A 13,770-nucleotide genomic window follows, 5' to 3' on the forward strand; every position below is an offset into this window, starting at 1 on the left:
CCTCTCTGCTTTAGACTGGTCTACTAGGCTAGTCTAGCTGAACTTGCCCAGTTTGACAAGATCGATGACCAGCTAGATGACGCCTGAGGGAGCTGGTCGGAACGCGGTGCAAAGCACTCTGATTAAAGGGCTGATTTTGCGATTAAGTGGTTGGGAAATCGCTCTTTCAGCCGTTCCACGGTTGAACGCCAAACCGGCGTGGTCGGCTTGCAAACGGTGTTTTGATTGCCGAAAAGCCCAATCTCCTTGATTGCATCCATTATCGGCACAGTTTGCAGCCATTGGATCGGGACGAAGTATTCACATTTCTCCGAATCATCAACAAATTCCCGGTGGTAGCTTCCTCGCTTTGCCACCTCCAGCACCGGGGCTTCGCCTTGCGGAGTCATCACCCGGAAAGTAGCGGCAAGCTGAGCGTAGCCGGTCACTTTTCCCACACCGACATAGCCGGTACGCGGGATGTTCACCCAGACACGATCACCGGGGCTAAGCAGTTGAAGCGTCCGGCTATACCACGCTCCGCCACCGCCGCAGAGGAAGCCAAACTGCACGGCGTCATCCCAGGATCGCGATTCGCCGTGGCCGAAGGAAGCATAGAATTCGCCGTTCCAAGGCTCGCTAGAACCGCTCGGTGTCGCAGCGGTGCTGATCTGCGTCCGAACCGGGTCCAGTAACCAGGCACGGCTCAGGAGCTGGTCTGGACCATGCGTGAAAACCTGGAAGAACAGCACGTTGATCGGAATGTCACGGTCGTTGAGGTACGCAACGATGCGTTCCGTGCTATCGTCGAGTGACGATGCGACAATTACAATCTGGTGGCTTCTGTTCAGCGAATCCTCATCCAGATCGACACCGAAGCGTAGCCGAAAATCATCCGCCAGGCTGCTGCCCGGCTTGAATCGCTGGTAGATCGCGGCGATATCGGCTGCCCGCAATCGTTCTACCCAACTGGCGTAGTCAATGGCCTGGGCCACCACTTCGCGTGGCGTACGGTCACGTTTGAGTTCGATAAGCACCATCGCTCCATCAGGAGCAATGGCCAGCAGATCGATACGACCGCCAAAGCCGGTGTCTTCCTGGCGGCCAATCAGCATCCATTCATCGGATAGGATGCGGGGAGCGGCAACAATCATGTCCTCAAGGAGCTGCTCCCTTGCCAGGGATGATTCAGCGAGGATCTGAGGGTTAGAATCGACTTTCCAGATAGCGTGGCGAATAGGCATAAAATTTATGTGATAATGGGTCGGACAATGGAAGTGAAATCACCCTCGGTCGGCATGACGAATCGGCACTTACCTTTGCTGCGGGAAGCCCACACTTCGCCAACGGCACGCTTCTCTTCCGCATCGGTGAAAAGGTGCTGGCCTTTATATTCAACCACAAGAATGCATCCGTCGTTCAGCAGGCAGATGAAATCGGGATAGAATCGATCCTTCGACGTTTGCAGCCGGAACGATGACGGTTTGCGGGAGAGATTGCGTATCCAGCATGTCACTTCGGCCAGGCCGTCGATGAATTGAGCACACTTAAATTCTTCCGTCAGATGCCCGCCAGGGGTTTTCTCGGCGAGTTCGCCCGGCTTACCGAAATAATGCTTTTTGAACAGGAACCCGCCGTCATAGAGCCAGCTCGGCTCATAGGCCATCGTTTTGAAATTGATGGCACGGTCGGGGCTAACCGTCAGCTCGGATGCGGGAAGCAGGAATGCCTGGAACGCTTTCTTGCGTTCTTCCTGGCGGTGCTCGTTGATCCGGTCTTCTACCGCGTCACGCAGCCGGAAGCGGTCCAGGGCGAGCGTGCTTACATCTGGGATGCCATGCTGAGCCATCAATCCGTTGATGATTTTCAGCAGAAACTTCGCAGATTCGCCTTCGGGGATGTCCTGGTGCGGGATGTGGCGATCCAGCCAGGCAACCAAAGCTTCCTTCGTCCAGTCATCAGCGGTGCCCAAATCCAGTACCTGCTGATGCAGGGTCGCCACAAAATCGCTGGCCTCTCCTTCGGCAACGGCGGCGATGACCTTGCCGCCTAGCACATCCAGCGTACCGGCCTTGCCTGCGGGCCGGTCCAGCGGGTTATAACCCGCCTTCAGCGTGGCGTCCTTCTCGCTGAGCTTCCATTCGTGCTCCAGCAGGAAGGTGCTTTCAAACTCGAAGAGATTGCCGTTTTCCTGCACGCTGAGCAGGGGCACCACGAAATCGATGCCTTGCTCATAGGGCGTGGGCACGCGGGTTTGGCCGCTGCCACCGAACGCCTTTTCCGCCTCGCGGATGATGGCGACGGTTTCCTTGATACGTGACTTCGCCTCCGGCGTCTTCACGCATGCTTGAAGGTACGCGGTTTCCGCATCGTCGAGCGGCACCAGGATCGTGACTTCACCGCTGGCCGTGTCGATCCGTGCCTTGCCGGAGAGGCTAGGCACCTGTGTCGCGGCCATATCGGCATCGATCTCCTCCGGGGCCAGCTTCAGCGTTTTCGGTTGCACGCCAAGGGGCAGCGTGCCTTGCGTCACCGGCAGGATGATCCGCTCGGCTTCGGTGGCGGTAAATCCATTGCTGACCAGTGCTTCCCGCAATTCGGCGAGCACGTCCGTCAGCGATTCCGATACCGAGAACGCATAGGCACAGTTTAAATCCGGGTGCTGCTTCGGCTGAGCCTTGGGCAGACGCAGGATGCGGCCAACGATTTGCTCAATGGCGGTCGCTGAGCGGGTCGCCTTCAGGCTGCAGAGCACATACGCGAAGGGGCAATCCCATCCCTCCCGCAGCTTCTCCACGGTGATGATGAACCGCACCGGGCAGGCAGGAGCGGAAATATCCTTGATATCCTTCAGCTCATCCAAGCGGCCAACGGAAATCTTGATTTGATCTTTCGGAATCCCGAATTCGCTTACCAGCCGCTCGCGTAGCGGCTCGCACGCATCCACCCGCTCCGCCTGAAAGAGCAGAATCGGCCGGAGATATTCGCCGGTCGCTTGTCCTTCGGCGATGGCCAGCCTTTCCAGGTCGCTTCTGAGCGTGATCGCTTCGGCAACCAACTGATCGCGTTGGCTGGGATGCCGGGTGATGACGCGAAGCGGCAGCTTTATCATATCCGCTGCTTTCAACTCGGCGGCGGATACCGAATCCAGCACGTTCGACGGATTGCCCGAACGGGCAGGGGTGGCGGTGAATTCGATGACGCAGGAGGGCAGCACGTTGCCGAGTGTGGCAAAGGAAAGATCGGTGCGGGCGTTATGGGCTTCGTCCACGATGACAATGGGGCGGTGCAGGCGTAAGACGTTTACCAGTGAAGGCTTCGGCTTGCCGTCGGCACCGGGGAGCATGTCGGCAATGCGGCTGGGCGGAAGATTCAGCAAGTGCTCGGCCAGCATGCCGTTCTGGTCGTACACCTTCCGGCCCGTGGTATCCTCAACGCGGAATGATTGAATGGTCGAAACTATCACGACCGTCTGCCCTGACACGGCGGCAACGGAGAGCCGCAAGGCTTCTTCGATAGTCAGCACTTCGACGCTGCCGCACGACAGTTCCAGTGCCCGCCGGTAAGGATGGCGGGGATCGCGTAGAGCATTGGCGGTCTGTTCCAGGATGGCGTTGCTCGGCACCAGCCAGAGCACCACCGCCCGCTCCGCCTGCAACAGCTCGTCCATCGCTATGCCGGTGGCATGGCAGGCAAGCAGGGTTTTGCCGCCTCCGGTCGGCACACGCAGGCAGACATAGGGCAATCCAGGTCTGATTCCGGCGGCAGTGACCGGGAGATACGGCATCGGCCGCCGCTCGCGTGCTTCCTGCACCGCCTGGTAGGCGGCTTCGGGTCTGCCGTCCTTCGAGCACTGGCGAAGAAAATCGCGTAATGAACCAAGCAGTTCAGTTTGATAATTCTTTAGAGAAATCATGATGTTTTAATCTCGTAGGGCGTCTGGCGAACGATGACCCGCTCGGCAAGCAGGCGGTCGCGGCCGAGCAAACACCCTGCACAGTAGATGACTTTCTGGCCATCAAACGGCGGAAGCTTAGCGAGCACGGCCCGCGTCAGCACGTTTCCGCCGTTAGCGGTCCGGTCGCCGAGGATGCCGTTGAACAGCAGATAGATACCGACGCCACGGCACTCACCGAGAAACGGCGAATTGAGTTCACCTGCCAGCGGCAGCGGTTCGCCGGTTTCCGTGAAGTACACATGCCGGGCTAGGTCAGCGAATCGCACCGTATCACGAATCTTGCCACTCTCATCGAACAGCGGTTCTCCCAACTCGCAATAGCGGAAGCTCCCGCCGACCGCTTCGACGCTGATCTCGCCCTTTGCTTTGGTGTAGCCAGTAGCTGCCCGGCGGACACGTTCGCAGGTAACTTCGCGGGCAATCTTCGATTCCATTTCAACAAGAAGAAATCTGCGAGGGGGTTTGCCCTGGGTAGCGTGGTTAAGCTTTAGGGCAGCATGGCCTGTCGTGCCGGAACCGGAAAAGGAATCAAGGATGAGGTCGCCAGGATTGCTAGCAATTTGCAGTATCCGCTCTAGAAGCCGTGTCGGCTTGGGAGTATCAAATGCTGTTTGAGTACCAAATAATGCTTGAATTTCCTTCTTGGCTTCGTCTGTGTGCCCAACTTCCTCATGCGGCCACCAAGTCCAGGGAACGAATCCTTCTACCTCATCAAGAAAACGAATAACGCTCGGTTGTGCCTTGTTGTCTTTGCCGAAATAAATCCGGCCTGCTGCTTCAAGCTTCTTGAATTCCGGTTCAATCATTGACCAACAACGGCCTTCAGGCGGAGTATGGACGATACCGGCAGGGGTAGTAATTTCATACATTTGATTTGGGCGATATCCCTGTGCCGTCATAGGAATACCACGCCATCGGCCACGCGGGTGATTGTTGAGATTCTTGTAAACTTTGGCCTGCTCCTCCGTAAGTCCTACCAAATTCCGTGTCGCTTTGAACGCATCAGGATTCATGGCATATACCACGACGTATTCATGCACGTCGCCGATAGCTTCCCGATTCTCGCGGGAATATCGCTTTTGCCAGATATTGCAGGCAACAAAACGTTGCCTGCCGAAAATCTCGTCCATCAACATTCTGAGTAAAGTGAGTTCTGAATCGTCGATGGAAATCCAGATGGAACCATCAGACCGAAGAAAATCTTTCAAAACTTGAAGGCGTGGATACATCATGCAAAGCCAGCGGTCGTGACGGTCGAGCGTTTCACCCTCCTTGCCGACCGCCTTGCCAAGCCATTCCCGGATGAGTGGACTGTTGACGTTATCGTTGTATACCCATCCTTCGTTGCCCGTGTTATACGGAGGATCGATATAAATGCATTTAACTTGTCCAGCGTAGTAGGGCAGAAGGGCTTTGAGGGCGACCAGATTATCCCCCTGGACGATCAGGTTCCCGCTGCCTGGATCGCCGCACGCCAGCTCCGGCACGTCTTTCAGCAGGTGGAACGGCACCTTCTGATGGTGGGTGATGACGGCTTCTTTGCCGATCCAATTCAACGTAGGCATGATGCGGAACTACAATCCTGTTCTGTGCTTAGAGCAATGGCGGTGAGCGGTCCCGCTAACGTTCGCCGGTCATAGGTAGCGTGATCCGGGGGCGAAGGCAAGCGGCTGAGAAGCCTGCATGATATCGCTCTGCCGTCAGCATGATACTGGAATCTTGTACCGCGAGCAAGGTTCTGGTGTTGCAGGGTACAACTGGACAGATTGCCTGCGATCAGCGATCCTCTTCGTGGGGAGGAGATTCGATGCAGGAGAATACCGAAGCACCGGGGAATGCACGTCGCAGACTGATTTCGGCCCATGAAATCGCCTGTTTCGCCTACTGCCCGGAGCAATGGCGGTTGCAATACGGCTTGAAGCTGCCGCCTGGCAACCGGGCAGAGCTGGCAGCAGGCACGCGGCATCACCGGCGGAAGACGGTCGCGGTGCGGAAGGCGGGGCTCCTCACCACGCTCGGCACGTTTCTGGGGCTGATTGCCGCTTCTGCGTTCTTCGTCTACTTGCTTTTGGTGGTCTGGCGGTAATGGGCTGGGCGTTCATTTGGCTCATCGCCATTGCCTTCTTGGCTATGCTTGGACTGCTTCTTCTGCTGTCGGGGAAACAGGTGCATCAACGCCAGGGTCTTGCCGACGGCCCGACCGTGGCGATGGATAGCGTCACGCTAAAATCCCGCCGGTATGGCTTGATCGGCCGCCCGGATCGGCTGATTCGCCAGGGCGGTACGATTATCCCGGAAGAATGGAAGTCATCCCGCACCGTGCGACCGTGGCATCTAGCTCAGATGGGCGTGTATTTCCTGCTGATCGAGGAAGAGCTAGGGGTGATTCCTCCGCACGGTTTCATCGTCTGCGGCAATGGCACCCGGCACCGCATCGACAACAGCGAAGAGCTGCGGGCCTGGGTGCTGGATCTGGCCAGCGGCATCCGTTCGGCACGGGCGGCGATAGCTGCTCCAATCCCGGTGCAGCCAAAAGCAGGTCAGTGCCGGCCCTGCGGCATGCGGGTTTACTGCGTGCAAGCAAGATTGTAGATAAAGTCTAGGCGAACGACTAAAAGGGGGGGGGATAATCACATGAATTATCATGTATCTAAAGATTCATCCCATTCGGCACCCAAAACCCACGCTAATGCGGACATTCGGCCGCTGAGCAATCCCCATTCAAAATCATTCCAGCCAAGATTCTCCCTGCCATACTTCTCTTCGATGCATCGTGCGGTTGCCTTGGCCTGCTCCAAGATCGGTCCTTGGGCGTCGGTCAACGGTTCCTCGCCGGTTTCGATTCGGTAAAGCCAGTTCTGATGGCGGTTCCACCACACCTTGTCCCAAAACACATTGTAAGCCGCGAGGATGGCGTTATCGCTACGACGGAGTAGCAGCGGCAATTCCTCGCCAGGATTCTCTTCATCGGGAATCCATTCGACTTTATCGCCTTCGTCGGTGTAGCCGATGCGGTGGCCGTTTGGGCCTACTTCACCCGGCGGCACTGGGTCTGTTGTCTGAGCGTGAGTACGCGGTTCCATACCAATAAACGCATCACGGAATGTCATAAAAGCCTCCGGCGTGATGTTTCTTCGAACCGATTCAGGTATTAAGTTCATAACTCTCTCTGAGACATCCAAATTCTCATAAAAAGAAGGCGAGCGGCACCCCTTCAGCAACCTGACTTGATTCACCAAATTTCTGTGAATTATCCGCCGCAACTCATCGATGCTGCTGAAATTGCCTACCAGTGCCGTGGTGTAGGTTTCCTCCTTGAAATCCCGAAGCCTACCAAGCTGTGCCAGGTCAATTTTACCTGGATCAATAGGACGGTTGGAAAAATAGAGCTGGGCAGGCTTTTTGGCGGCAATGAATTGGTCGATTTCCTCGACCGTACCTGATTCAGCCACGCCGGTGCTGGTGCCGAGCTTGGTCCAAAACATGCCGATCAGCATGTCACAAGAGCGGACAAGCTGGGCGTTAATCGCCTCCTGCGGCCGGATGGCCGCTTGCGGCAGTGCGTGCGTTTCCCACTTCACCGGCAGCAGGACGATGTTCTCGGCGACGGCGTGCAAGGCGTTCCATTCGTTGACGGCATCGGTGGCCACCTGTCGCTCTTCCGCCAGATCGGAAGGCGAGGCGATCATGACGCGGTAGGTGCTGGCGTGGAAGGGCATGGCAGTCACTCCAGCGTTAGGGCAGGAAGGATCGATGCATCGGGTATCTTGGCACCGATTTCGACGGCCCTTCGCTTGAACGTTGACCACCAGCGGGGTGGCGTCCTCCCTTCCGCATGCAATCGTGCTGCAACAGCCAGAGGATTGAGCAACAGGATATGGCCGAATTCGCGGTTCCCGTCGCTCTCGACCAAAATGAATCCCAACCGCTTGAGCACCTTGATGTGATCCTTCCAGGTGCGGACGGCCCGTTTTGGGTTGGTGCAATTTGAAGCAAATGCGATATCTTCTTCATCTGTTATTGATATAATATGCTGATCGCGAGCACGGCTCCACAATTCTAGGTAAGCCAGTCGAGCATCCCCTTCGCCTTTTTCGGATAGCTCATCGATCAGGATCATGATGAGGGGAAGCAATCGCGGGATGGTGGCATAGCCTTTGACGTTAACCTTGTCGGTGCGGTCCCAAATCCATGAACCAGCATCGGGCCAAAGCTCGTCCCTGAGTGCTTTCTGCTTCTTGTCTATGCTATTTTCACTGCCCATATCGGTGTTCCAGTCCAAGGTTGTACAAATGACCCCGGTTTATCGCAACCTTCGCGGACCTTCCCATTGGCGATGGGCCTCCGTCTGGAGCGGCGATAACCGGGGAGCGTGTCTCGAACCGCATTGGCCTTGCGACTCTCGACAGCCCAATAATATGACGCAAACCCTTTGAAATCAATAGGTTATGGAAAGCTTATTCGGGATTTTGGCCGTTGAATTTGCAACCAATTTAATGCTGAATCGGCGTTTCACTGCCAATTCGGAAACGGAATCGGCGGATTATCGCAGCTAATTTGGGATAGAGCAAGGGTTTGCGAGAATTGCAGTGCTCATTGTGCTCGCTGTGCCGCAAGGTGCTCCGGCGTGCCCCAAGTGCTCCATCGTGGGGGGTTGTAGGGGGTGCCGCTAGGATTACGCCCCAATCCACTAGCTACCGTTATCGGGAGCCTTCCTCTTCGCGTCACGATGGGTTTCAAGCAAGAAGAGAGCGGGCGTCGATGCGGCACCTGCCGCCAGGCGGGCATGTCGCGGCTGCAAGCCGCGTGCTCGTCCTTCATGGCCATGACCAGTGCCGTAGGGATTCCGCAGCTCAGCTAGGCCCTGAACAATCGTAGCTAAATTGTTGAGCAATCGTTTAACGGTGTCAGCTGCCTTGTTCGTGTTCGGAATATCGTCCGGCGTCAGCTTCAATTCCTTGCGGGCTTCTTTGCAGAGGTCCATTAGCTCCCAGGATGTGCTGAGCGGCTTAGGGCCTGGGGCTTTAGGGAATAGATTAGCGTAACTGCCATGAGGTACGCGTGCCCGTGAATCACCTAAGCGGGGACGGACAGCCACCCAGCAGCATCGCTCAGCTCGCGGAGATGGTAGCCGATGCCGATCCGCTTGGGGGCGGTCTTGCGGCGTTGTAAGCAATGCCGGACGATCTTGCGAGCCTCCTGCTCGCTAGCCGCCACATGGCGAATCCGCCTGCCGGGCGTGCCGATGCGGCCATATGTCACGTCCACCAGCCAATCGCCCAGCAGGTCCGTGCCTGCCTCGATGCGGTAGGCCCGGAAGATACCGCGTGCCGGATCGCACGCCTGTAGCTCTGCCCGAAACTGCTCCATCCCCTGATCCCTTCCCCTGACCCCTCCTGCCGCCTTGCGGCGGTAAAGCAAACGACCGTTTTCCTGCCTCCGGCCAGCTCGTCGGACTGGCCACGGCATTTTCCGCTTTTCTTGGTAAAGGAATTGCGATAAGAAATCAAGGGAAAGTTGCATCGGCTCCCCACGAATTTCTTGCCTTCCGTGGATGGATGGTATAGCTTGCGGCTTCCTTCGCTATACGATATTATATTAAAATATAACTTATAGATGGAGCCTAGGCATGCACTACTCAACTCTTCGCACCGTCGGCGGATCAGTGATGTTCGCCATCCCCAAGCCGGTGCTTGACATGCTTGGCCTGCGTCCCAATGCCGAAGTGGGCATTACCGTGGCCGATGGGCGGCTGATCGTCGATCCGCAGGCCAAACCCCGGTACACGCTGGAGGAGCTGATTGGGCAATGCGACCTGGCGGCCCCTCTGACAAAAGAGGAACAAGCCTGGCTGGACGATGGCCCTGCTGGCGGCGAAGCCATCTGATGCAGCGGGGGGATATTTACCACGTCGATCTCAATCCGGTGCAGGGGAGGGAGCAGCTTGGGCGGCGCTATGTGCTGGTGGTATCACGGCGGGAGTTCAACCAGTTCGGCACGCCGCTGGTCTGCCCGATCACGCAGGGCGGCGAGTTTGCCCGGAGTAAAGGCTTCGCCGTACCCTTAAGCGGTGCCACGGTCAACGTGCATGGTGTTGTGCTTTGCCATCAGCCCCGCACGCTTGATCTCCAGGCCCGCAAAGCCACCTTCGTAGAAAAGGCACCGCCTGCCATCGTCGAGGAGGTGATTGCCCGGTTGATGACACTGCTGGAATAACCATGGCGGACACAGGGAGCACCGACACACATTCAAAAGACACCGCCAGAGCCGAGAAACGCAACGTGGACGCCATTCAGTCGGGGATACATGCCTGGCGGGAAGGCCGCATAGTATCGCATGCATCCCTCATCGCATCCATCCAGAACCGCCGGGAGAGCCTGCCATGAAGATCGGCTATGCCCGCGTATCGACGCAGGATCAAAATCTGGATTTGCAGCGGGATGCCCTGAAATCGGCCGGGTGTGGCCGGATTGTGGAAGATACCGCCAGCGGGAGCAAACGCGACCGCTCCGGCCTGGAGAGAGTACGGGAGCAGCTACGCAAGGGCGATGTGCTGGTGGTCTGGCGGCTGGACCGGCTCGGCCGGTCGCTCCGCCATCTGATCGAGCTGATGAACGATCTGGAAGGGGAAGGCATCGGCTTCCAGAGCATCCAGGAGGCCATCGACACCACCACCTCCGGCGGCAAGCTGGTGTTCCACATCTTCGGTGCCCTGGCGGAATTTGAGCGGAACCTGATCCGCGAGCGGACCAAAGCGGGCCTGGAAGCGGCACGGGCACGGGGAAGGAAGGGAGGGCGGAAGAAGAAGCTGGATCAGAAAAAGCGTGCCCTGGCCGTTCAGCTCTACCGGGCGAAGGAGCACACCATCCCGGAAATCTGCCAAATGGTCGGCGTCAGTAAGCCGACGCTGTATGCCTATGTCGAGGAAGCGAAGAAGGATATGTCAACATAATAGAAACCTCAAGCCATAACATTGGTCAACGATTGCGGTTGCAATTGAAACCACTGTTTCCTCTGGCCGTTAACGTTGAGTCTCTCCTAGATAAACAATGATTTATCGATTTTTAGGCGTATCATCGATTCCATACACCCTCGGCTCTGTGAACAAGCTTAGCCAGTTCGGCGGCAGGCTTGTGGCTCCTGCCAAGACATCGTTGCCGTTCCGGCGGGTTCCTGCGTGCGAAGGATGACATTCCATTTTGACGTGCATGAATACCATTTTCAAAAGAACCTAATGAACAGCTTGCACCACATGCGATTGTCCGTGACGTTGTAACTGGTGGCTGTGGCGTCCGTGACGCATTGCCCGGCGATATTGCTCGTCGCAGGCAGATGCGAGGGAATTTCCACTGCTAACACGGCGCCGCTCTTGGGGATACCGTCGTCCATCTTTGTATCCAGACTCATCGCCTGCGATGGAGTGAGAGTGCCTATGCTGCCGGGTGAGTGGTCATTCAAGAAACTGCCTTCGTAATAAGTGGTTTTCCCCAGATACATCCAAATATTTCCTCTATAGCTGCTTATGAATATCCCTGTGCTGGGATTAGCAGCCACTGGCGGATAAAAGCCGACGTCATATGAACTTCCCCTTCGCGTGAAATTAATAAGATTAGCGTCTTTCAAATCATAGGAAAATAGATACGGCTCTCGTCCGGCATAGCGGATGGGGGCATTGCCGCCGGCATCATCGATGGTTCCGTTGTTGGACCACGCTGTGTCGGCATAAGAGGTGGCGTGGAATGTGAGGCCAAAATTGGTCGCTGCCGCTTGGGGGATGTCTCCCGGAAGGGCGGCGTACTTGTCTTTGAAGTGAGCGGTCGCGGTACTGAAGTTGCTGACCTGTTTGATCTGGGCACGGATTTTCGCCGCTTCGATCAGCTCTCGACCCGCGAGAATTCCGCCAGTGGTTAGGCCGATCACCACCAGTACGATGGATATCTCGATCAGCGTAAAGCCTGTTAAATGCTCTTGTGTCATCACGGCCAATGTAGCAATGAATAATTTAACATTCCGTTAACAGATATACATTACCCTTGGTGGTATGAAAAACTCTGGTATCCGCAAAGAACGGCATATCAAACTGTCGGGGAGTACGATTTGCAAACGCGTGATATATTTATTGTGTGCGCCGTTTTTTGGTGCCTGAGTCGCCTGAGAGCACGTTACCTCCTTTATTTCTTCGGGCGGGCGACGCAAGGCGTGATAACCGCTACTGCCGTAAGTGGCGAGCCTGGGCATTCAGACCTTGTGTTCTATGAATTCAAGGACGATCTTGACAAAACCTACAAGAACTGGTTCGGCGTGGGTCGGACCGACTATCAGATGTGGAAGCAACGCGTTGGCGATCCAATCCAGGTTCTCTATGTTCCACTTTACCCGAAAATCAACAAGGCGAACTACGACGCGAAACCCATGACTTCAAGTCGATGGATGATCGGCAATGTCAAAATTGTCGCCGTCTCGATTCTAATACTCCTGGCAGCCCTTTACTTCCGCCCATGACAATCTGAATTTGTCATTGCCATAGACAACCGCGTGTATCTTCACATTAGGAGTTCTAAAACTTCCTGCCGCCTTCCGGCCTGGTCTCAGCATGGGCTGCCTTTCGGCGTGTCGTGCGTCACTAGCACGCTTTCGCCTTCGTGGCGGTACTCCTGCTGCTGGGTGATGATTCTGGCCTTGTGCTCCCGCCCGTGCTTCTCGCTATACATCCGTGGCATGCGCTCTCACCTATGCTCATGGCGTTGCCCGCATGGTAGACCGCCTCTGCCGCTCGATCAAGGCAAGACTGTTAACGGAGGATTAACCGGATGACTTTATGGTACGCCACATGAAACACTCTATCTGCATGCCGATTCGCACCAGCTCTGGCTTCACGCTGATCGAGCTGTCCATCGTGCTGGTCGTCATCGGACTGGTGGTCGGCGGCGTGCTGGTGGGAAGGGATTTGATCGAGGCGGCAAAACTTCGGGCGACGGCGTCGCAGCTTGAGCAATACAGCACTGCGGCAAACGTCTTCAAATTGAAGTACGGAAACTTACCTGGCGATATCCCGGCTAACAAAGCACAGGCATTCGGCTTGCGTTATTCTCATGCCGTTTCCAGAAATTCCGGAGACGGCAACGGTGCCTTTAATTGCGTACAGGATCTTGTTTACTGCTCATCTGGCAGGTACGGCTTTGTGAATCACGAGATGACTTACTTTTTCATGCATTTGGGCGACGCCAATTTAATCGCAGGAAATTACAACTTTTATCTGAGTGGCTACAGAGACGATGGAGTATACGGCGGGGCGCTTCGAACCACCATGAGTGCCGGAGTGGACTATCCGGCGCTTAAAATGAATCCTCTTGCAGGCATACTGCCTGTGACTTCCCGAATCTTCGGGGATAACTGGTTCATGCTCAGTTGCATTTCCGACACTGCAATAATGGGATGGATTAATCAGAACTGTCAATTCGGAGCTGCCGTGCCGCCTGCACACGATCATCGCTTGCTCCCGATGCAAGCCTTCGCCCTCGACAGCAAGATAGATGACGGTATACCTAGTACGGGCACCGTCAGGGCTGTCAGAATACTCGGAGGCGCAATCGCAGGAGTCAGCTACGATATAACGATATACATAGACGACCGCCCAAACCTGTGCGTTACCACCAGTGCATCCACATTATACAATACAAACAACAACTCTCCGCAGTGCTCCATGCTTGTGAAAATGCGGTAGCCAGCGCCGCCCTCGACGGGTTCACCGCTCGGACAGCTCGCAAAGGGGAGGAGCGGGTAGCCGGGCGGTTAATAAGTTGTTAACCATCGTTTTGCTAAAGTGTTGTCCA

At 56.1% G+C, this 13,770-nt stretch carries 15 protein-coding genes; 7 read left to right on the plus strand and 8 right to left on the minus strand.

Translation table 11 applies throughout. The features are described 5' to 3' along the window. Positions 1-122: 122 nt before the first annotated feature. The 3 genes from VT85_RS22255 to VT85_RS22265 are packed head-to-tail and all read right to left on the minus strand — an operon-like array spanning position 123 to position 5,502. Positions 123-1,223, minus strand: coding sequence for an endonuclease NucS domain-containing protein (locus VT85_RS22255; RefSeq protein ID WP_068420135.1), 1,101 nt, complete (start codon positions 1,221-1,223; stop codon positions 123-125). Positions 1,224-1,228: 5 nt separating this feature from the next. Further along, positions 1,229-3,895 carry a DEAD/DEAH box helicase gene (locus VT85_RS22260; protein ID WP_068420137.1) on the minus strand — a complete coding sequence of 889 codons (2,667 nt, stop codon included), beginning with the start codon at positions 3,893-3,895 and terminating at the stop codon, positions 1,229-1,231. Further along, positions 3,892-5,502 carry a site-specific DNA-methyltransferase gene (locus tag VT85_RS22265; protein WP_068420139.1) on the minus strand — a complete coding sequence of 537 codons (1,611 nt, stop codon included), beginning with the start codon at positions 5,500-5,502 and terminating at the stop codon, positions 3,892-3,894. The genes VT85_RS22260 and VT85_RS22265 overlap by 4 nt, the downstream gene beginning before the upstream one ends. A 242-nt stretch (positions 5,503-5,744) precedes the next feature. Here VT85_RS22265 and VT85_RS27015 point away from each other — a divergent pair, with 242 nt between their 5' ends. Both VT85_RS27015 and VT85_RS22270 read left to right on the plus strand, forming a co-directional pair. Continuing rightward, a complete protein-coding gene (locus VT85_RS27015) occupies positions 5,745-6,023 on the plus strand; it encodes a hypothetical protein (RefSeq protein ID WP_082858798.1) in 279 nt (92 codons plus the stop codon). Beyond that, on the plus strand, positions 6,023-6,529 hold the full coding sequence (locus VT85_RS22270) for a Dna2/Cas4 domain-containing protein (protein WP_068420141.1): 507 nt from the start codon (positions 6,023-6,025) through the stop codon (positions 6,527-6,529). The genes VT85_RS27015 and VT85_RS22270 overlap by 1 nt, the downstream gene beginning before the upstream one ends. Before the next feature lie 50 nt (positions 6,530-6,579). Here the strand turns inward: VT85_RS22270 and VT85_RS27020 are convergent, their stop codons facing one another. The 4 genes from VT85_RS27020 to VT85_RS22280 form a co-directional block, all read right to left on the minus strand. Beyond that, complete coding sequence (locus VT85_RS27020; RefSeq protein ID WP_082858799.1) at positions 6,580-7,656, minus strand: DUF4062 domain-containing protein; 1,077 nt, start codon at positions 7,654-7,656, stop codon at positions 6,580-6,582. 5 nt (positions 7,657-7,661) lie between these two features. After that, complete coding sequence (locus tag VT85_RS27920; RefSeq protein ID WP_156513027.1) at positions 7,662-8,219, minus strand: hypothetical protein; 558 nt, start codon at positions 8,217-8,219, stop codon at positions 7,662-7,664. A 408-nt stretch (positions 8,220-8,627) separates the two neighbouring features. Continuing rightward, a complete protein-coding gene (locus VT85_RS27025) occupies positions 8,628-8,921 on the minus strand; it encodes an abortive infection family protein (protein ID WP_082858800.1) in 294 nt (97 codons plus the stop codon). Positions 8,922-9,013: 92 nt separating this feature from the next. Continuing rightward, on the minus strand, positions 9,014-9,307 hold the full coding sequence (locus VT85_RS22280) for a WGR domain-containing protein (RefSeq protein ID WP_068420145.1): 294 nt from the start codon (positions 9,305-9,307) through the stop codon (positions 9,014-9,016). A 259-nt stretch (positions 9,308-9,566) separates the two neighbouring features. On the opposite strand from VT85_RS22280, the gene VT85_RS22285 reads away from it, so the two are divergent. From VT85_RS22285 to VT85_RS22295, 3 genes are all read left to right on the plus strand, one after another. Next, complete coding sequence (locus VT85_RS22285) at positions 9,567-9,824, plus strand: AbrB/MazE/SpoVT family DNA-binding domain-containing protein (protein WP_068420147.1); 258 nt, start codon at positions 9,567-9,569, stop codon at positions 9,822-9,824. Continuing rightward, entirely contained in the window at positions 9,824-10,153 is a 330-nt protein-coding gene (locus tag VT85_RS22290; RefSeq protein ID WP_068420149.1) for a type II toxin-antitoxin system PemK/MazF family toxin, read from the plus strand. Before VT85_RS22285 ends, VT85_RS22290 begins: the two co-directional genes overlap by 1 nt. Before the next feature lie 166 nt (positions 10,154-10,319). Further along, positions 10,320-10,889 (plus strand): recombinase family protein, encoded by a 570-nt coding sequence (locus tag VT85_RS22295; protein ID WP_068420151.1) that lies wholly within the window; start codon positions 10,320-10,322, stop codon positions 10,887-10,889. 269 nt (positions 10,890-11,158) lie between these two features. Here VT85_RS22295 and VT85_RS27925 read toward each other — a convergent pair whose 3' ends face one another. Beyond that, entirely contained in the window at positions 11,159-11,914 is a 756-nt protein-coding gene (locus VT85_RS27925; RefSeq protein WP_197490935.1) for a type II secretion system protein, read from the minus strand. A 120-nt stretch (positions 11,915-12,034) separates the two neighbouring features. On the opposite strand from VT85_RS27925, the gene VT85_RS27930 reads away from it, so the two are divergent. Next, on the plus strand, positions 12,035-12,439 hold the full coding sequence (locus tag VT85_RS27930) for a hypothetical protein (RefSeq protein WP_156513029.1): 405 nt from the start codon (positions 12,035-12,037) through the stop codon (positions 12,437-12,439). Positions 12,440-12,755: 316 nt separating this feature from the next. Continuing rightward, entirely contained in the window at positions 12,756-13,661 is a 906-nt protein-coding gene (locus VT85_RS27030) for a prepilin-type N-terminal cleavage/methylation domain-containing protein (protein ID WP_082858801.1), read from the plus strand. The last annotated feature ends 109 nt before the right edge of the window (positions 13,662-13,770 follow it).

Source organism: Planctomyces sp. SH-PL62 (genome assembly GCF_001610895.1).
In the GTDB taxonomy this organism is placed as follows: Bacteria; Planctomycetota; Planctomycetia; order Isosphaerales; family Isosphaeraceae; genus Paludisphaera.

What these genes read in the sequence shown, in the direction of transcription:
- VT85_RS22255 (WP_068420135.1), bottom strand. Translation starts at nt 1,223, where the DNA reads ATGCCTATTCGCCACGCTATCTGGAAAGTCGATTCTAACCCTCAGATC.
- VT85_RS22260 (WP_068420137.1), bottom strand. Translation starts at nt 3,895, where the DNA reads ATGATTTCTCTAAAGAATTATCAAACTGAACTGCTTGGTTCATTACGC.
- VT85_RS22265 (WP_068420139.1), bottom strand. Translation starts at nt 5,502, where the DNA reads ATGCCTACGTTGAATTGGATCGGCAAAGAAGCCGTCATCACCCACCAT.
- VT85_RS27015 (WP_082858798.1), top strand. Translation starts at nt 5,745, where the DNA reads ATGCAGGAGAATACCGAAGCACCGGGGAATGCACGTCGCAGACTGATT.
- VT85_RS22270 (WP_068420141.1), top strand. Translation starts at nt 6,023, where the DNA reads ATGGGCTGGGCGTTCATTTGGCTCATCGCCATTGCCTTCTTGGCTATG.
- VT85_RS27020 (WP_082858799.1), bottom strand. Translation starts at nt 7,656, where the DNA reads ATGCCCTTCCACGCCAGCACCTACCGCGTCATGATCGCCTCGCCTTCC.
- VT85_RS27025 (WP_082858800.1), bottom strand. Translation starts at nt 8,921, where the DNA reads ATGGACCTCTGCAAAGAAGCCCGCAAGGAATTGAAGCTGACGCCGGAC.
- VT85_RS22280 (WP_068420145.1), bottom strand. Translation starts at nt 9,307, where the DNA reads ATGGAGCAGTTTCGGGCAGAGCTACAGGCGTGCGATCCGGCACGCGGT.
- VT85_RS22285 (WP_068420147.1), top strand. Translation starts at nt 9,567, where the DNA reads ATGCACTACTCAACTCTTCGCACCGTCGGCGGATCAGTGATGTTCGCC.
- VT85_RS22290 (WP_068420149.1), top strand. Translation starts at nt 9,824, where the DNA reads ATGCAGCGGGGGGATATTTACCACGTCGATCTCAATCCGGTGCAGGGG.
- VT85_RS22295 (WP_068420151.1), top strand. Translation starts at nt 10,320, where the DNA reads ATGAAGATCGGCTATGCCCGCGTATCGACGCAGGATCAAAATCTGGAT.
- VT85_RS27925 (WP_197490935.1), bottom strand. Translation starts at nt 11,914, where the DNA reads ATGACACAAGAGCATTTAACAGGCTTTACGCTGATCGAGATATCCATC.
- VT85_RS27030 (WP_082858801.1), top strand. Translation starts at nt 12,756, where the DNA reads ATGGTACGCCACATGAAACACTCTATCTGCATGCCGATTCGCACCAGC.